This is a genomic window from Chitinophagaceae bacterium (assembly GCA_016717285.1).
Classification (GTDB): Bacteria; Bacteroidota; Bacteroidia; order Chitinophagales; family UBA10324; genus JACCZZ01.
The window spans coordinates 459,403-478,785 of sequence record JADKFU010000005.1 but is presented as its reverse complement, the minus strand read 5'-3'; the positions used below and the strand labels follow the sequence as shown (position 1 = coordinate 478,785).

The window sequence follows — 19,383 nt, the reverse complement described above, 5'->3', positions numbered from 1 at the left end:
ATCCGGGTTCAATGCATCACTACTATTTTACTCACACTACTTTTATCACCTGATAAAACTGAGAGGAAGTACATACCAGGCTGAAGTTCATCAACAGTTATTTCAAAAGGATAGATTCCATCAGGAATAAATTTCTCCAATTTTTGTTTTACAACATTACCCGTTTGATTGATCAATTTCCAATTCACTTCATGTTCCGGAATCATAGCAACTACATATAGCTTATCATTTGCAGGATTGGGTGAAATATTTACTGCTAACGCGACATCGCTATTGTTTAGTCCGGTCGTTTCATAAAATGATGAATCCAAAATAATAGTCTCATCTCCGGGCTGGTAGTCAAGTATTGAAAACCGGCAGCCCATCATTTCATCAAAAGTGCTTTCACCGGCTTTCACATCTTCTGGCGGGTTATTAGGATTAAACGGATTATTAATGGTGTTGTCATACACGGCACATCCAAAAATCTGTGCATTCACAGGAATCTTGATGACTTTTGTGAAAAAATAATTGAACTGCCAGTAAAAATTCCAGTCAGGGATATAAATGAGGTTGGTGGTATCTCCGGGTTCAGTAACCATAAACACTTTGTAAGATTTTCCGATCAGGTGCATGTGAGGCTGAACAGAAATTATGGATTGGTCTGTTTCAAACAGTCCCGAACGATTATAAAATGTTTTCACTGAATTCGCAGGAATTAAAAACGGAGGATTGATCAGTGAATTAGTAAACCAGGAAAGAATGCGCTCATTCTTCACTTTCCGCACCGTTGGTTGTGCAGTGAAATGCAGGTTTATTTTTGTGCTGTCGACTTTATTCTTGCTGCCGGGTGAATAATGAAAAGATATTACAAAATCGGCTCCTGCCGGAACTTCAAAACCCATATTGTCAGGAAGTGTGATCATATCGCAGCCGGGAATCCAACCGCAAAGCATTTCAGCGCTTGGACCTATATCTCCAAAACCTCCGCCTTTATAACCCGGACCGGGATCGTTAAGATCTCTGTTGTAAGAATAATCAGAAGTATCCTGTATCAAAAAAACATGATGCACCACAGAAGAATTTCCGGGAATAAACTCCACCTTGTCTAAATATTTTGTCTCCGTGAAGTTAGAATGAACCACAAAAGTCCGGTATTCATCGATGTCTTTCTGGATCTTATAAACAGGTACTTTGATTACGTCATCAATAACATTCATCAGAGCGTTACCATTAAAAACAGGAGCAAGCGGCGCTGTTATCAAATCACCGGCTGGCATTCCACCGTTTACCCAATTATTGATTGTGTTAATCTCTTCCTCTGATAAAACTTTCTCATCGCGAAAATGATTATAGGAAGCATCCGGCGGCCAGGGTGGCATTTTATGGGCGTTAACATCTGCCTGAACCGACCATGCGTTGTTCACCACATCGTCGTATGACATCAATGAAAATGGAGCAATTCCTCCTTCGCGGTGACAAGTAGTACAATTGGAATAAATAATGCCTGCGACATTTGAACTCCAATCGGGAATTTGCGACGCACCATTGTAAAAGGTAAGCATCAAACAACTTATCATAACCTGCCACTTCTGAATTTCAATTGTTTTCATGTTATTGCTTGATTTCAGCAACACAAAACTCCTCAGAATCGGTATTGGAATAAAATCGAATTCTGATGAAGATTAAGTTTCCAATTCGTTAACAATAACTTTCCGCCGAGCCCGATCACTCTTTTTGTGTTGGGAGTTGTGTTACAAATTCAAATTCATTTCACATCCATTTTTGCAATCATTTCGTAATTTGCATTTCATCAATAAATCCCACCCATGAAATTCATCCGGATAATAATGCCCTCCGTATTACTGACGATCAGCTTGTCATCCTGCGCAGAAAAAACCAAGACCGATGCACCTGAAATGAATTCTTCGACTGCCACAAAGACTTTATCTGCATCAGAGCTTGCAAAATATCACCAGGCCACTTTCGCCGCCGGTTGTTTCTGGTGTGTGGAAGGTGTATTTGAAAGCGTAAAAGGTGTGCAGGAAGCTATTTCAGGATATGCCGGAGGAATAGAAAAAAATCCAACCTATGAAGAAGTGGGCTCCGGAAGAACAGGTCATGCTGAATCAGTAACGGTTTATTATGATTCTGCTATTGTGGATTATCCAACATTACTGAAAGTGTTTTTTGCTTCGCAGGATCCAACGCAAGTGAATGGGCAAGGTCCGGATCATGGAACACAATACCGTTCTATTGTTTTCTATCGTAATGACATGGAGAAAAAACTTGCAATGGATTACATCAACCAGTTGAATGCATCAGGAAAATATGCAGCGCCCATTGCAACACAGGTTGTGCCCTTCACGGAATTCTATGAAGCAGAAGGTTATCATCAGAATTATATTCAACTCAATCCTTCCAGCGCATATGTTCAGCATGAATCCATTCCGCGCATCAAACGCTTTCAGCAACAGTATCCTGAATTACTGAAACCGGAAAGATCGCTGATTAAATAAAACTATAACGCGCTGTTATTAAATGGTGTAGCTGCTATCAATGCTGATGACCGCCGGCTCCATGAACATGGCCATGTTGCAGTTCTTCCAGCGTAGCTAAACGCACTTCGACTACTTCTCCAACGAAATGCAATTCTTTGTCAGAAAGCGGATGATTAAAATCCATGATCACCTGTTCTTCATTCACTTCCTTAATCCTGCCCTGATATTTATTTCCGGAATTATCTGACATAGGCAGCACATTACCAACTTTCAGTAAAGAAGTATCGGGCTTTCCTGAATCATCAACGAAAACAGTGATGGGAATGGGCACAATGTTTTGCACATCACTCAATCCATATCCTTTCTCTGCGCTGATAAGAAAGTCAAAAGTGTCGCCGGCACTTTTACCTGACAAATTAGTTTCAAAATCAGGAAGCAATTGTCCGGCGCCGAACAGGAATACAAAAGGATTTTCTGCAGTTGTTTTCTCCACTTCCACTTCGCTTCCGTTTTCATTTACGGTAAGCCGGTAATTCAAGGTGACCACCATTCGGTTTTCAATGATCATAACGTGAGGTTATTGATGAATTTTGGCACAAACTACTATAATAGTTGTAAATGAATACTTTCAAAAGCCATTACACTATTGATGTTGAATTTTCATAATAAAGCTTACTGTTGCAACCATTTTTTTGCGACTCACATCTTTCGCTCATAACTTCGCATTCAACTCCTGAAATATAATGTTGCTATTTCGCCAAATGCAAATCATGAGGATAGCATTAAGACGCACACGATGATAAATGTTTCACTCCAAATAATTCAAGCGCATACACTTTAACTTTTAGTAAAATGATTAAACCCTCTCTTGACCAGTGGACTACCCTTTTCCTCCTTGGTGCCGTGCAGGGATTATTTCTTTCTATTCTGCTCTTCATTCATAAAAAAGGAAACAGGAAAGCCAATACGATACTCGCTTTTGTGCTGTTATTTTTTTCCGTCATGATGATGTATTATGTTGCCTACTGGAGTGGTTATGCAGCAAAATATACCTGGATGAATTTTTGGATCGAACCATTCACCTTTTTATATGGCCCGTTAATTTATATTTATCTGCTGACGCTGGAAACCGGGCAACTTCCTAAAAAGTATGCGCTGCATTTTATACCGGCCATCATTCAATTTTTATTTCTTATCCCGCTGATTATCCGAAATACTTTTGGCAGAGTTGAATGGTTGCGCGTGCATTTCTTTTCGTTCGGATCAACGATTGACACGATTAACCTGCTTTTTACTCATCTTCAAAACATCAGCTTAGTTGTTTATGGCATTGCCATTTTTCTTTTTCTCCGGAACGACTACCATCAATTAAATAAATATGCTTTGAAAGAAGAACACTCAAAACATAACTGGCTGAAAAAAATCGCCTGGCTTTATGCAGGATTTACCGTCGCGGTATGGAGTTATTGGACGCTGGCCTGGTCTGGATTGATCAAAGTTGAATATGACTATTTGATTTCATTTTCCATGACGGTATTCATTTATACAGTAGGTTACCTTGGATTCCGTCAACCTGAAATTTTCAATGGAATAGTTTCTTCCAATGGAAAAAAACAGGAAGTAAAATATGCTCGCTCTTCACTAAAAGAAGAACATGCCAAGGCGAGTCTTGATAAATTATTGTCAGTAATGGAAACTGAAAAACCTTTTTTAGACAGCAACCTGAAAATTCAACAACTCGCAGAAAAAGCAGGTGTTTCTTCTCACCATCTTTCCCAGATCATCAATGAAAGCATGAATCAGAACTATGCAGATTTTATCAATTCATACCGTATCAATGAGGCACGTCGCCTGCTGCTTGCTCCCGATTACGGGCAGGAAAAAATACTGAGCATCGCATTTGATTCCGGCTTTCAGAATAAAGCCACTTTCAATGCCGCTTTTAAAAAATATACCGGCATGTCTCCTACTGAATATAAAAAATACCACCAAAGAGTATTGGCCAACTGAACCGCATTGCCATTTGGCTACCAAAAGAACATCCCTTCCGGGATGTAATGATGCCCGACCTGCCCCGGTTTTTCAAGATGTCTTCTGACACTATTCCCTTAATTAAATGACATTGCCGCGTAAGAGCCTGAGCACTTCAACTGACTCGTTAGAAGCGACGCCGGAATGGTGTCAACAATTCAATTGGGTAAAAACAAATTTGTATTTCCAAATACTCTTAAACTCAGTTTAAAATAAAATGGCCTATTGCGTCCAAAATGCTAATAATCAGGTCAGATATTATCGGCGAGAACCTTTTAGCTCATTTCAGGGAATATTTTTAGCTATAATTTATTCTTTCACCCAAAAGCCAATCAAAATGAAATCACTGTTTCTACTTCTAACCTGCATTTTGCTTTCACAGTTTTCGAATGCACAGCCGTTCTCAAAAATCACAGATCCGGATAATCCGATTTTCAGTGATACGCCTGAAACTTTTTACCAGGGCGCAAGTTGGATCGACTACGACAATGACGGCAGACTTGATCTGTTTGTAGTTAAAAAAGCATTGTACCACAATGAGGGGAATGGTAATTTCACTAAAGTCACCAACAGTGGATTAATCCTCAATGCAGGACTTGGGAACAGTTGGGCCGACTATGACAATGATGGAGATCTGGATTGTTTTATTTCAGGCGGTAACCTGCGAGGCTCCTCACTTTTCACTAATGATGGTGACGGAACTTTTACCCGCAACTTAAACGGACCCTTGTCAGACAGTCTTGCGTTGCGTGCCTGGAGTTGCGCCTGGGGCGATTACAACAATGATGGGTTTACGGATATCGTGCTGGCCGCTCCGTTAAATTTTATTGGGATTACTGATAAGAATAAATTTCTTCACAATTCAGGAGACGCAACATTCATACGTCTTGATACTTCAATAATATGTCAGCAAACAGGTCCGTTCACCATAGCTTCCTGGTCAGATTATGATGATGATGGTGACATCGATCTTTTTATTGGCAGTGGTCCGGTAGATGGAACAATTAAACCGGATTATCTCTATAAAAATAACTTGTCAGAAAACGGCATTCCTTATTTTACTGACGACATTCAAGCTCCACTTACGCAACCAAGAGATGGACAGCAATGGAACTGGATTGACTATGACAATGATGGTGATCTGGATGGATTTGTGACTAATTACGTTGGATTGGGTGCAACAGATGGCTATCCAAATGATTTTTACAGAAATGACGATGGAACATTTGTAAAGCTCACTTCTTCAGATGTTGGTGATATTGTTACAGACGAAAACATTTCACTTGCCAACGTTTGGGAAGATTTTGACAATGATGGTGATCTTGATTGCCTTATTATTAATGATGGTATTGAAAGCAACATTTATTATCAGAACAACTGGAATACCGGCAGTCTTCTATTTACGAAAGTGACCTCATTTCCATTTCTGAATACAGACAATACTAATTTCAGTGCAACTGCCGGTGATTATGATAATGATGGTGATCTTGATTTGTTTGTATCATCAGCCGGAAGTGCCAAAGGTCTTTATAGAAACAATCAGACCAATGGCAACCGATGGATCAATATCAAATTGATTGGAACTGTTTCGAACAAGGCTGCCATCAACACAAAGGTTCGGGCCAAAGCAATTATCAATGGAACATCAGTATGGCAACTGCGTGAAGTATCTGCGCAAAGCACCTTCAACGGAATGAATTCACTGAATGTAGAATTCGGATTCGGGAATGCTTCCGTGATCGATTCCATCATTATTGAATGGCCTTCAGGCGCGAAGGATTTTTATTCCGGAATCGCAGTCAATCAATTTTATACTGCCCTTGAATTACAATCACTCTCTGTTGGATTAAATGAAATTTTAAAAGAAAAATCGACGATTCTCATGCAGGTCCAGCCGAATCCTGCGTCCGATATTTGCAGAGTGAGAACAGTGCCGCATTTAAATGAAAATTGTTCCATCATCATTTTTGATCTGATGGGAAACAGCATAGCACAACTTTTCAAAGGTTTCCTGGCAGCAGGTATTCATGATTTTGAATGGTCTGTTAAAAATATTCCGGCCGGAACCTATACTTGTCAATACCAATCGACCACTTCGCTTTCCAGCATTAAAATTATAATCGTCCGATGATAGTACTGCAGGATTATCACGCGCTTTGCTATTGCGAACCATTTCTCAGGACGGTAGTTTATATTTGCAAAAAAAATAACTTACCATGAGAAAAACCGCTTATTCCCTATTACTGATTGCAATCGCTTTAACAGGAACATTTACTGCCGGTGCACAAACACTTAATGTCCCTGCTCCAAGTCCTACGGCAACCGTGAATCAAAAGTTTGCTACCTCATCCATCAACCTTGTTTATAGTCGTCCGGGTGTAAAGGGCAGAACGATATATGGTGATCTCGTACCCTACGACCAGGTTTGGCGGACTGGAGCCAATGCAGCTACAAAAATCGCATTTGGGGAAGATGTGAAAGTGGAAGGTAAAGATGTGCCTGCAGGAAAATATGCATTGTACACGATTCCCGGAAAAGAACAGTGGGTAATCATTCTTTCGAAAGACACCACGCTTTGGGGCTCTGAAGGCTATAAATCAGAAACTGATTTCATGCGCTTTACTGTTAAGCCATACACATTATCTCACCTCGTGGAATCATTTACAATAGATATCAACAGCATCAAACCGAATTCCTGTGATATTACTTTATACTGGGAGAAAACAGGCGTTACCTTTTCTGTAACAGCGGATATTGATGCCAAAATCATGAAGCAGATTGATGAAGCAATGAAAGGTGAAAAACCACCTTACTGGCAGGCCGCGAATTACTATTTTGAAAATGGAAAAGACATCAACCAGGCTTATGCATGGGTGAACAAAGCGATTGCTGAGCGCCCTGAAGCGTATTGGATGATGACTGCCAAAGCAAAGATGGAATTGAAGATGGAAAAAAATAAAGAAGCTGTTGCTACAGCAACACAAGCGATGGAACTTGCGAAGAAAGAAAATGACAACAGCTATATTCAGCAGAATGAAAAAACCATTGAAATGGCGAAAGGGAAAAAATAATTATAGATCTTAATAGCCAGTGTGAAGAGACTTGTTTATTAAATTCATCCAATGGTTGAATGGTTGAATGGCTAAATGGTTGCGGCAAAGCCGGAGAATAGTCTTACTAAATAAAAACACCGTCATCGTACTTTGAACAATGGCGGTGTTTTTATTTGAAGTATAACAACTTTTAAAACGCCAACTTAATTTCTACCATCATAACCAATCGGGAAGTGACTTTTTAAGTTTGATTGGCTTGTATAATTATCAATACAACTTTAACGATTACCATATTTTACCTTGTGATAAATATTGTTGCACGTAATCCTTTACTCCTTCTTCCAATGAATAAAATGGTTTTGTATAACCTGAATCAGTGAGCTTTTTCATATTCGCTTCTGTGAAATACTGGTATTTATCCCGAATGTCAGCCGGCATATCAATCCATTCAATAGATGGGTTGAGTTGCATGGCGCTGAATGTTGCATTTGTTAAATCAAGAAAGGTACGTGCCTTGCCGGTTCCTAAGTTATAGATGCCGGATTTTATCTGATGGCGAAAAAAGAACAGCATCACTTCGGTAACATCCTTCACGTATACAAAATCACGCAGTTGTTTTCCATCTTCAAAATCAGGACGATGCGATCGGAATAATTTTAAGCTGCCATTTTCTTTGATCTGATTGAATCCATGAAAAATCACCGATGCCATACGTGATTTGTGGTATTCATTGGGACCGTAAACATTAAAAAATTTCAATCCACACCAGAAAGGCGGTGTCTCCGCCTGGTGCAAAACCCATTTATCAAATTCATTTTTTGAAATACCATAAGGATTTAAAGGTTTCAGTTGTGGTACAATGGCATCATTATCATCGTAACCCACTTCTCCTGCTCCGTAGGTTGCCGCAGATGATGCATATACCAGCGGGATGCTGTACTTCACGCACCGCGTCCAGATATCTTTGGAATAGTTAAGGTTAAGGTCATCAAAAATCTGCGTGCTTAATTCAGTCGTATCCGTTCGTGCACCAAGGTGAAAAACAAATTCAATGGAATCGTGCTGCAAGTCGAACCAGTCAATAAATTCATTCCGCTCAATGATGTTGAGAAAACGCTTGTTCTCGTAGTTGCGCTTTTTTTTCTCTGAAGAGAAATCATCTACTAAACCAAGATGATAAATTTTCTCTTCATTCAGTCTTGCGACCAGACAAGATCCGATGAAGCCGGCGGCTCCGGTGATGATGATCATGGGAAGGGATTGAAGGGTTTGAAAAGTTTGAAGGGTTTGAAGGGTTTTGGCTTCTATTGAAAGTCTACAAGAAATCAGTTTCGGTTTAAAATGTTTTTGACGCTGCTTTAAATCCTTCTGTCTTTAAATTTTGATCCTTTGATTATTGATTTATTTAAATAGGTAATTAGATTACCAATTTTACTACCCAATTCTTTGGCGCTGATTTCAAGTTGATTTAATTCATCCTCACTAATATAATTGAAGTCAAAGGCACGGTAACCTTGAGATTGCGTTTCGCCACATGAACCTTTCGCTATTGAAAGAAACTGGATAAACTCAAGTTTACCGCCTCTTTCAAATCCTTCAGCAATATTGTCCATTATTGATCCCGCGGCACTAAGAATCTGACTTTTGAACTTAAAGTCACGCGAAAATTCCCCAGAGCTGCTTAACTTAAAAATAAGCTTGGAATATTTTCTTGCCATTTGCCATATTTCAAGCTCTTCAAACAATTTAATAGTTGCCATACATAGCTTCTTAAATATCAAATAATAACTGAAAATACAAGATAAACATTCCAAACTACATAAACCCTTCAAACACTTCAAACCCTTCAAACCCATAAACCCTTCAAACCCTTCAAACCCTTAAACCCTTCAAACCCTCCAACTCTTCAAACGTTGAAGAGAAAATGCATCACATCTCCATCCGCCACCACATATTCTTTGCCTTCCACACGCAATCTTCCAACTTCACGACATTTTGCTTCGCTGCCATATTTTATGAAATCATCATAAGCAATTACTTCAGCGCGGATAAATCCTTTTTCAAAATCAGAATGAATAACACCGGCCGCTTGCGGTGCAACCATCCCGTTTTTAATAGTCCATGCACGCACTTCCTGAACACCCGCAGTAAAATAAGTGCGCAGCTTTAATAAATGATATGCTCCGTGAATCAGCTTCTGAACTCCTGATTCCTCCAACCCAAGGTCGTGCAAGAATGCTTTTCGGTCTTCAAAACTTTCTAAAAGTGCAATGTCAGCTTCGATAGCGGCGCTGATAAAAAGTAATTCCGCATCTTCCTCTTTCACTGCTGCTATCAATTGCTGTGTGTATTTATTTCCGTTAATAACCGATCCTTCATCCACGTTGCAAACGTATAACACCGGTTTTGCGGTGAGCAAAAACATATCGGCAACTGAAGCTTTGTCTTCTTCACTCAAAGAAACACTACGCGCTGATTTTCCGGCTTCCAGATGTGATTTATAAGCCTGTAATGATTCCATGATTCGTTTAGCATCACGATCACCGGTTCGCGAAACTTTTTCCTGTTTGGCAATCCGCTTCTCAACAGTCTCGAGGTCCTTCAATTGCAATTCGGTGTCAATAATTTCCTTGTCACGAACCGGATTTACAGAACCATCCACATGAATCACATTATCGTCATCAAAGCAACGCACTACGTGAATAATGGCATCCGTGCTGCGTATATTCCCAAGAAACTGATTGCCCAATCCTTCTCCCTTACTCGCACCTTTCACGAGTCCGGCAATGTCAACAATCTCTACAGTGGTGGGAACGATTTTTTTCGGGTTCACCAGTTTAGCCAATTCTGTAAGCCGCTGGTCAGGTACTGTTATCACACCTATATTAGGTTCAATCGTGCAGAATGGAAAATTGGCCGCTTGCGCCTTCGCATTCGATAATGCATTGAATAAAGTTGACTTCCCTACATTCGGTAAACCTACAATCCCACACTGTAAACCCATGATGCGCTATTTTTTTTGAGGCGCAAATATAATCGTTTCAAGGGGAGAATCGGGTTAAATATAATGGCGGATTTGCTTTCAAAAGGTTGGATTTTCAAATGTGAATCTATGTTTTGAATAAAACTAAATGGTCAAATGGTTATATGGTTACGGCAATGCCGGTCACCAATACAATTCAGAAACTTTGAATGAACGTTGTTTTATTCAACTAACGACGCATCATTTGCCTGATAAGCTTTTGCAGGATATGGAGGTTCAAAAAAAATGACGTCATTTTATAACAATGAAATTTTTGAATCAGTGATCAAATCAAAATCAGAAAATCCTGATACCTGCAACAAATCCTGGCGCTAATCTTACAGTAGTATTGTCACTCACGTTTTCATAAAAATAATTGGGCAGAAAAGGATCATACCTGTTATCCTGCACACTCACATTGAAGGTAGGGCCGGCAAAAACACTCAAGTACTTATTGATTGTAAATCCACCCATTACGCGTAAAGTGTTGATCATATTAACCCTTGAAAAACTCACATAACTACGGTGCATCGACCAGGCCATTCCATCAATATCCACAAAAAACTTCTTCAAAGGGATGTGTCCGCCTATTCCTACTCCAAATCCAAAAGGTAGTTCATCATTGAAAGGTGAAACGCCATATGCGTAAATGTTATAGATATTTCTGGTTCCTACCCTGATGCCACCGTTAAAGGTCAGGAAGTCACTGCTCCATACATCCACATCAAAAATGCCATCAGAACTTACGCTGATCAAACCAATAGCAGCACCATTAATTGTGTCTGAAATGTTAATGAGTCCGATTTGAAATCCATTGACCTTCTTTCCCAAATTAATAAGTCCGATTTGTCCTCCGGTCAGTTGATTGGCAAGATTAAATACACCACCAATTTGTCCGCCTTTTGTTTTCGCCAGCGATACGTTTCCAATGCCGGCAATCTGCCATGAATTCGATTTCTTGTCCGAACTCTGCATATTAACAATGCCGGCAATCTGTGCACCATTTAAACTATCGACAGCAATATTTACAATGCCGGCAGTTTGTAAACCGTTTACATACGTACGACTGATGTTGGTGATTCCGGCAAACGCTGCACCTTCCAAAGATTCACTCACATTCACCAATCCTCCGAATTGTGCGCCTTTGGCATAACCGCCAACATAATTGGCAAGTCCGCCAAACTGAGCTCCCGTCAAATTACCGCCGACATAATTTGCAAGACCACCAAACTGTGCACCAATTGCATAGCCTTTCAGTCCATTTAGAAGTCCACCAAATTCAGCACCTTCCAAAGCGCCGTTATAACCCTGCAGCACATTGAGTGAAAAATAATGCATGTATTTGTAGCCATCAATTCCATTGCTGCTAAGTGGTGTGATAAAAGAAACCTGCGCATATCTTTTAATATACAGCGAATCGTGGCTCAATTCATCGGCAGATATTTTACTGTGAGCCGAATCCGTAGTAGCAGCATGCGTTTCATTTTGTTTGGCAGAATCCTTTCCAAAAACAAACCATCCCTTTTTTGTTTCATCTGATGTTTCATGCTTCGTGCTATCGCGATGAAAAAGGCTGATACCGAGAAATGCATTTGAAGTTGAATCTTTTTCTGAATTCTTTTTTGACGGAGCATCTTCTTTCGAATTCTTCTGTTTCGCTACAGAAGTTGCCGGTGAAAAATCAGGAGCAGCAAGCAATGCTGCACCACCAACTATTTCCGGTAAAGCACTTTTCGAATCTTGCTCACTTTTTTGCACATCGCTGTTTGCAGGTAAGAACTGCTCATCAGTTATCACCCCAGCAGGCTCCACTATGTTCAAATTATTTTCTGATCTCTCCGCATCTGTTGTAGTGGTTGGAGTTTCCGCGGATACAATTTTTTCTTCAGTAACATCAGTACTGATTGATGAAACAACCGCTTCTCTTGCAGCTTCCTGTTCTTCCTGCTGCACTTTCCCTTCGGTTGGTTCAGCCACCGGTAAGGTTGCTAAACCAACTATTTCAGCAGCGGCAGTGGTTTCATTCTTTGCAGACAAAGATTTATTTGCTTCATCACTGCCATTTTTCTTTTGGTTTTCCTGAACTGAATCGTGCGTCACCTCCTTTGCAACAACCGGTGATTTATTGAATGCAATGGATTTGGCAGCTCCCGTCTTATTGTCAACAGCAACCGAGGTTGCCGACGGTTCAACCTTTTTACTTTCTTTAATTTTATCATCACTTTCAACATCAGCAGTAATGTCCTTATTAAAAGAAAGACGCTCTTCTGCTTCGGGACGATTCTCCAACTTGTCCTGAATCGTTGTTTCATTTTTTATTTGTTCTACTATTGGTTCATGCATGGTAACAACATCCTGGTTATACCAAAACAATGAAGTGATAATTGCTCCTGAAATTAATCCTCCTCCAAACATAGTCCACTTTTTTTGAATGAATTGTTTAAACCAATTCGGTTTAGGTGCAGTAACATAAGCCGACAGCAACAGATCAAAATTTTTATGCCGGTTGATGGTATCATCGCTCAGCGGCACATATTCAGTTTTGAATTTTATTTTTCTCATGGCCGTGAATTAAACTGCTACCGTAATTAAATTTCTGACACGATCCAATATGCGATGCACTTTCACCTTGGCATTGTTTTCTGTGATGCCCTTGATGTCGCCGATTTCTTTGAAGGATCGTTTTTCAAAGAATCGCATTTCAATCATTTCAAGATCTGTTGCATTTAGTTTTTTAATGGCTGCAAAAAGAGCTTCTCTTTTTGCGACTTCGAGGTGACCATAATCTTCCTCCATTATTTCATTCACACCTTCATTCTCGATGCTTACAATTCTGAATTTTTGCTGATCGCGGAAGTACTGCATCACTTCATTGCTTGCAATCCGGTACAGCCATGCAGAGAATGGAATACCGCGGTAAGTATAGCGATCCATGCCCTGCATTGCTTTCAGAAATACCTGTTGTGCAAGATCTGCGGACACTTCTTCATCATCCGTTCTACGGAAGATAAAGAGAAAGATTTCTTTATAATGCCGGTCGTAGAAATACCTGAAGTGCTTCGGGTCTTTCTTTGCTGCATCAATCTTTGACTGTTCTTCAGTGTTCACTACAGGTGAAATAATGGTTGGAAAAATTACTAATCAGAAAAAATAGTCCTGTATATTAATTAACATGAATCACTGAACCGCTGCCGCCGATAGTAACATCCAACTGTGGATTTCCCATATACATGAGGCTGCCACTGCCGCTAATCGTTCCTTGCAGCAAGTCTGAAACATTCACTTGTCCGAGTCCGGAACCACTGATGGTGAAGTGACATACTTGTACAGGATACGCATACGCCATGATTGCACCGGAACCGGAAACTGTAAGATCAAGGCTACTTTGTAAGCCTGTGTCTGATGTATAACCTTTTCCAACCATCGTAATATTTCCTGAACCGGAAACTACTGAATTAGCAGTACGTGACTGACCTATGAAATCTATTTTGCCGGAGCCACTTACTGTCAGGTTAAGGTCTTCTGTAAATATAGAATCCTGGGCCTGGAAATATCCGGAGCCACTCACCACAAGCGACAAAGAATTGGCGGTAAAATTTCCGGTAGTTATTACAAGGCCGGAGCCACTCAAATCAACCCTTGAGAGTGTTGGCATGGTGATGTATATTTTAATTGGATCGTGATTCTTCAAACAGTGCTTTGACCAAATCTGGAGCTCGTCACCTTTCAAGTCGGTAGCAATTTCTTCCAGCAAATTTTCCTGCGCCACTATTTTAATTTCATATTCAGTGCCCTGGCTGATGTACACTTCAGCTTCCATTTCATTGTCTATCTGTGTAAAGCCTGTTTCACTTCTGAATTCAGTTTGAATAGCGCCTTTTCCATTCTTACAGGGCCAACCATCTTTTTTACAAGAAGAAAAAGCAATAACTAAAACACTGAGTATAATTGCATTTTTAAAAAAATTCAGTTTCATTTTATTATTTGTTTAGAGTTAGAACGGAGAAACGTTAAAAGGTTACAGGTGGAAGAAATAAATCTTGGATTTTAATTTACAACTGGCTGAAAAACTCATTTTTCAGGCATTTTCCTGAAAAAATGGCTTCGGGAATGTTTTAAATGCAAAGTTAGTTCAGCGGGAACAGATAGAAGGCATTTTAAATGTTATTCAACATTTGAGAAAGAAGGAGTGGGTGAGTTTGAATTTTATCGATAATCTCAACCCTATACAGAAATTAATACAGGAAAGTGCTGCATAAATAATTCAACAGTAAACACATTATCATCTGATGAATACCATCTTGCTAAATGTGGTCTTCTTACCTGAAACAAAACAGAGATAATAAATTCCATTGCTTAATTCATCCGAAGGTATCCACTTCACATTGTGCAGTCCGGCTGTGCTCAATTTATTATCAAGCAAAGTTGCAATGCGTTTGCCTGAATTGTCTGAAATATAAACCGTGATCGACTTTGTTTCCGGGATTTCAAATAGAATATTCGTTCCTTCCACTGAAACGGGATTCGGAAATACTTTTAATGACTGATTAATGGCAGTGGGTTGCTTAACGTTCACCGAAAGCAGCGCATCAATGCCGGTATTCTTCCACAACCCACCCGCAACACTTCCTGCCCAAATGGTTTGCCCGGTTGCATCATTCGGATCAATCATGATCGCTCTCGTTCTTCCTCCCACATCCAGTGGTCCCCGTTCATTCCAGTGAATTTCAAAATCAACACCATCCATCGGTACTGTTCCCGTAAACATTCCACGTCCATGAGTTGCAGCTACCAACACCTGATCAACAGGACGATAAATCAGCATATTGACTCTTACGTTTGCAAGTCCCTGGTTAGCGGGAAGCCACACCGTGTTATCACCATTTAAATTATTCGTATAAAAGACGCCGAGTTCTGTAGCGATATAACATACTTCAGGATGTTGTGGATGAGGAAAAATCCAGTTTACAGGCATGTTTGGCAAATCACCATCGTGAGAAATCCATGTTGCTCCCGGCGCTGTAGCATTTTTTGTTTCCCAGATATTCTTGATTCCATAATTGGAAAAAACCGCAAACACATGATTAACATCTGAAGGGTCTACATACACACACGAACAATACACAGGATTGAAGGCAGAGCCCGAAGGCAAATTATTCTGTGGATCGCAATCCGTCCATGCATGTGTGAGTGTTGTTGTATCAGCATGTTCGATACGATAAACATTTCCGCCACTTCCTTTTCCAATAAAAACTGTTCCGGGCTGGCTTTTGGAAATGCCGATTGCTGTGATCGCGCCAATCGTTTTGGATGCACGTTCCCAACTGGAATCCGTAGCCGTAGACGCGTTCTTCAATCGCCACAATCCTTTACTTGAGGATGCCATGTACAACAATTCAGGATCGTTGGGATCGAGTGCAATCGCATTGATGAATTGAACATCTGCATCCGTCAGATATGCATTCGTAATGGTATCAGGAATGCTGTAACCTCCGGTAGTTGTTCTGAAAAGGCCATTTGAATTTTTAGTGGTATAAATAATTTCAGGATGCTCATAATTAATGGCGCAAAAACCACCATCATAACCTGAAAGCACCTTGTGCGGACTAATGCCTGCATTTTGCATTTGATTGCTGCCATTATCCTGTGTACCGCCAACAATGGTAAGGTTACCTGAAGCAGGATGAATGTCGCCAGCATAATACTGCGTGACGCGGTAACCTAAGTTGCGTTCATAGATATCAGGAAAATCATCCTCAAAATTTCCCGACTTCCACACACCACCATCATTTCCAAAATAAATGGTGTCTGAATTCCGGAACAATATCGCATGCTGATCAACATGCATGTACTGATAGGCTGTTGAATCCGGATTTCCATGTGCAAGCCGAAACCAGGTATTGCCGCCATCCTTTGATCTCCATTGTTGCCAGCCACCTGCAACTACTGTGTTTTCATCTGCAGGATCAACAGCTAGCACCATATCATACCATGCCTGCTTTTTTGCAAAGGTTAGATCTCCACCCGGATCAGGAATAGTGAACCATGTGTTTCCTTTGTCAATCGTTTTATAAAATCCTGAGATTCCATAGGTGGAAGTGGTGCAGGCAATAGCATAAGCAACACTGTCATTTGAAGGAGCAGTGGCCAGTTCCACTCTGAAAATTCCTGCTGTTGGAAATCCGTTCGTCTGCTTCACCCAGGTTCCTGAATCTCCTGTTGCTGAATAATAAATTGCTCCTGCCTGAAAAATTCCTGTGGTCGCGAAAATGCCTCCACTCTTTGTGAATTCAACATCGCAGATACTGTTGTTTTGTACTCCCGGAACATTAAGCACTTTTTTAAAGGAAGCCCCACCATCCTGCGAACGCATGAGACCCGAGGCGGAAGTGGCAACATATACATCACTGCTCAATGGATGTACATCAATATCCTGACAATAACTGAATAATGAAGTATCGGTGGCAGGAAGTTGAGCCCATGTATTTCCTGCATCCGAAGATTTCCAGACGCCGGCTCCAACAGCAGCATCAACATTGTACCAGCCTTCGCCGGTGCAGAAATAAAATGTTTGCGGTTGTTGCGGGTCGTAGGTAATTTTTGTAATGGCTATGGATGAAAAAAAATCATTCACCGGTTGCCATTCGCCTGTGCGTGTTGTTGCCTGTGAAGCAAATTTTGCCGCAGGAATTTTTCCCTGTGCAATCAATTCCCGATAAGCCTTCCACAATGCCTGCGATGGAATGCTGCCTGTAGAAGGATCTGCATATCTCGCTTTCTCCCATTCCATTAGCTCTATGGGTGATTCAGAACCATCAGCCTGTGCCACATGATTTTTTTCCGTCGTAGAAAAAATAATATAAGTGAGGGCAGTGATCAGCATCAAAGTAATAGCAGCAAGGAAGAAGTTGTATTTATTAAACATGCAGGCAATGTTAAGTTTCTAAAATTAATCATTCTTATCGCTGTGATAATAGAACAAATACTCTTAACAAAAAAAACCGCTGCTATTCAAAATGCACCGGAATACTGCCACCATTAGATAAACAACATTCAGTTCAGCTTAGAAGATACAGGATTGCGAAGCCCGGAGTATTTATACAATTCTGCATAGACAGAACCAACGATAATCGGCGATTCCACACGCACAGGGATTTTATTGTTGTCGTCAGTCACCCACACTTTCATTTCTTCTCCACCTTTGAAGATCGTGCCTTCAATCAACAGTGGTGTAAATTTGATGCAGTTATATTTTCCATTCTTTGTAGTAACCACTTCTTTTCCGAGGTAACGGATATATACAGGATAAATCTTATCATCCAGAAACAATGAGACAGGAATGGTGTCATTTTTTTTGTACTTCGTAAAATCAATATTGCGGGCATAATAGATAGCCGACAGCACATCCTGCACGCAATCCGGAATCAGGAAAGTGCCTTTTGATGAAATTGCTTCCTTTTCATTGTGCTTGAAAATAACATTTTGATTGATCGTATAGCCACCTTCATTCACATCCCTGATAAACCGGAGCGGCTTAAGTGTCTTCATGTCGATGAAAGATTCATAGGTGTCACGCACTTTATAAAACATGTCATATGACTTATAGGTACTTCCATAACCCACCATGTGATAACAGGGTACATTATTAAAAAACCCTTCGTTCACCTTAAAAGAAACTTCACCTGCATTCAACCAGAGAGAATTCCAATTGTATGATACCTTATAATACACCTGTTCACCAATACTAAAAGCAGTATTCCTGGCAGTACATTCACTTTCGTTTTGTGCTTCCGAACTTGTCCTTACCAGGATGCATAATCCAATGACAAAAATTATTTTCTTCATGAAATATATTGCTGCTTGAAATTATAACGCTCTAAGATAAAAAATGTACCAAACATTATTGCAAGACTGAAAGTGAACTTATAGTGTCAAAGTAACGGCTGAGACACCATAAAGTTTTGTTAACACTTAATGCGCTTACCTGTTACGCCATTGAATGAAGAACAGTAACTTGCTTCCATAAAATATTTTCCATTGAATAACCTTGCTCAGGCAATGAAGAAAAAAGAACCGGACATCAGGAAGGTGATTCTTGGGATAGATCCGGGCACCAATATCCTGGGCTATAGCGTGATTGAAATCAATAAACAAGAAATGAAACTGATTGAAATCAATGTGCTCCACATGGATAAAGCGCCTGATCACTATCAGAAATTAAAAGAAATCTTTGATGGTATCAGAAAAGTTGTTCGCAAATACAAGCCGACTGAGATGGCGATTGAATCGCCCTTTTTCGGAAAAAATGTACAATCCATGTTGAAGCTTGGAAGAGCGCAGGGAGTAGCTATTACTGTTGCGCTTTCAGAAGATGTTCCTGTCTTCGAATATTCACCCAGGAAAATAAAACAATCGATTACCGGAAATGGCAATGCATCGAAAGAACAGGTTGCAGCTATTCTTTCTCACCTGTTAAAATTTGATCATCAGTATTTATTACTCGATGCAACCGATGCATTGGGCGTAGCTGTTTGTCACCATTTTCAAAATAAATCTCCTGTCAGCACTGATAAAAAAGTCTCCGGATGGAAACAGTTTCTGCTTCAAAATCCGGAACGCGCGATGACAAAAAAAAAGTCCTGAACTTAGGATTTGGTTATTTAGCGGTTAAAAAAATAATTTCCGGATTTATCATAGCCGTTTGTAAATACATAAAAGGAGCCGGCTTTACCATTGGCTGTGCGTTCACCGCCAACTCAATTAACTCTCTCAATGAATAAATGATTTTAACCCGGAT

At 40.2% G+C, this 19,383-nt stretch carries 15 protein-coding genes; 5 read left to right on the top strand and 10 right to left on the bottom strand.

Annotated features, from left to right (window positions below; translation table 11 throughout):
- Positions 1-8 precede the first annotated feature (8 nt).
- Positions 9-1,592: a T9SS type A sorting domain-containing protein gene (locus tag IPO83_11855; protein ID MBK9731960.1), complete on the bottom strand. Its 1,584-nt coding sequence runs from the start codon at positions 1,590-1,592 to the stop codon at positions 9-11.
- 216 nt (positions 1,593-1,808) lie between these two features.
- Between IPO83_11855 and msrA the strand changes: the two genes are divergently transcribed.
- The gene (msrA, locus tag IPO83_11850) at positions 1,809-2,498 is read left to right on the top strand and encodes a peptide-methionine (S)-S-oxide reductase MsrA (GenBank protein MBK9731959.1); all 690 of its coding nucleotides are present in this window, start codon (positions 1,809-1,811) and stop codon (positions 2,496-2,498) included.
- A 37-nt stretch (positions 2,499-2,535) separates the two neighbouring features.
- Here the strand turns inward: msrA and IPO83_11845 are convergent, their stop codons facing one another.
- Entirely contained in the window at positions 2,536-3,048 is a 513-nt protein-coding gene (locus tag IPO83_11845; GenBank protein ID MBK9731958.1) for an FKBP-type peptidyl-prolyl cis-trans isomerase, read from the bottom strand.
- A gap of 284 nt (positions 3,049-3,332) precedes the next feature.
- On the opposite strand from IPO83_11845, the gene IPO83_11840 reads away from it, so the two are divergent.
- The 3 genes from IPO83_11840 to IPO83_11830 all read left to right on the top strand — a co-directional run bounded on the left by IPO83_11840 (position 3,333) and on the right by IPO83_11830 (position 7,582).
- On the top strand, positions 3,333-4,490 hold the full coding sequence (locus IPO83_11840; GenBank protein MBK9731957.1) for an AraC family transcriptional regulator: 1,158 nt from the start codon (positions 3,333-3,335) through the stop codon (positions 4,488-4,490).
- 358 nt (positions 4,491-4,848) lie between these two features.
- Positions 4,849-6,642 carry a CRTAC1 family protein gene (locus tag IPO83_11835; GenBank protein ID MBK9731956.1) on the top strand — a complete coding sequence of 598 codons (1,794 nt, stop codon included), beginning with the start codon at positions 4,849-4,851 and terminating at the stop codon, positions 6,640-6,642.
- Positions 6,643-6,727: 85 nt separating this feature from the next.
- Complete coding sequence (locus IPO83_11830; protein ID MBK9731955.1) at positions 6,728-7,582, top strand: DUF2911 domain-containing protein; 855 nt, start codon at positions 6,728-6,730, stop codon at positions 7,580-7,582.
- Positions 7,583-7,849: 267 nt separating this feature from the next.
- Here the strand turns inward: IPO83_11830 and rfaD are convergent, their stop codons facing one another.
- The 8 genes from rfaD to IPO83_11790 form a co-directional block, all read right to left on the bottom strand.
- Complete coding sequence (gene rfaD, locus IPO83_11825) at positions 7,850-8,815, bottom strand: ADP-glyceromanno-heptose 6-epimerase (GenBank protein ID MBK9731954.1); 966 nt, start codon at positions 8,813-8,815, stop codon at positions 7,850-7,852.
- Positions 8,816-8,922: 107 nt separating this feature from the next.
- Positions 8,923-9,324, bottom strand: coding sequence for a four helix bundle protein (locus IPO83_11820; protein MBK9731953.1), 402 nt, complete (start codon positions 9,322-9,324; stop codon positions 8,923-8,925).
- 146 nt (positions 9,325-9,470) lie between these two features.
- Entirely contained in the window at positions 9,471-10,568 is a 1,098-nt protein-coding gene (gene ychF, locus IPO83_11815) for a redox-regulated ATPase YchF (GenBank protein MBK9731952.1), read from the bottom strand.
- A gap of 315 nt (positions 10,569-10,883) precedes the next feature.
- A complete protein-coding gene (locus tag IPO83_11810; protein MBK9731951.1) occupies positions 10,884-13,148 on the bottom strand; it encodes a hypothetical protein in 2,265 nt (754 codons plus the stop codon).
- Positions 13,149-13,157: 9 nt separating this feature from the next.
- Positions 13,158-13,694 (bottom strand): sigma-70 family RNA polymerase sigma factor, encoded by a 537-nt coding sequence (locus tag IPO83_11805; protein MBK9731950.1) that lies wholly within the window; start codon positions 13,692-13,694, stop codon positions 13,158-13,160.
- 55 nt (positions 13,695-13,749) lie between these two features.
- Positions 13,750-14,562 carry a DUF2807 domain-containing protein gene (locus tag IPO83_11800; GenBank protein MBK9731949.1) on the bottom strand — a complete coding sequence of 271 codons (813 nt, stop codon included), beginning with the start codon at positions 14,560-14,562 and terminating at the stop codon, positions 13,750-13,752.
- Between the two features lie 306 nt (positions 14,563-14,868).
- A complete protein-coding gene (locus tag IPO83_11795; protein MBK9731948.1) occupies positions 14,869-17,511 on the bottom strand; it encodes a T9SS type A sorting domain-containing protein in 2,643 nt (880 codons plus the stop codon).
- A gap of 128 nt (positions 17,512-17,639) precedes the next feature.
- Positions 17,640-18,431: a DUF3108 domain-containing protein gene (locus tag IPO83_11790; GenBank protein ID MBK9731947.1), complete on the bottom strand. Its 792-nt coding sequence runs from the start codon at positions 18,429-18,431 to the stop codon at positions 17,640-17,642.
- A 213-nt stretch (positions 18,432-18,644) separates the two neighbouring features.
- Here IPO83_11790 and ruvC point away from each other — a divergent pair, with 213 nt between their 5' ends.
- Positions 18,645-19,229, top strand: a complete 585-nt coding sequence (gene ruvC, locus IPO83_11785) for a crossover junction endodeoxyribonuclease RuvC (protein ID MBK9731946.1) — start codon at positions 18,645-18,647, stop codon at positions 19,227-19,229.
- Positions 19,230-19,383: the final 154 nt, after the last annotated feature.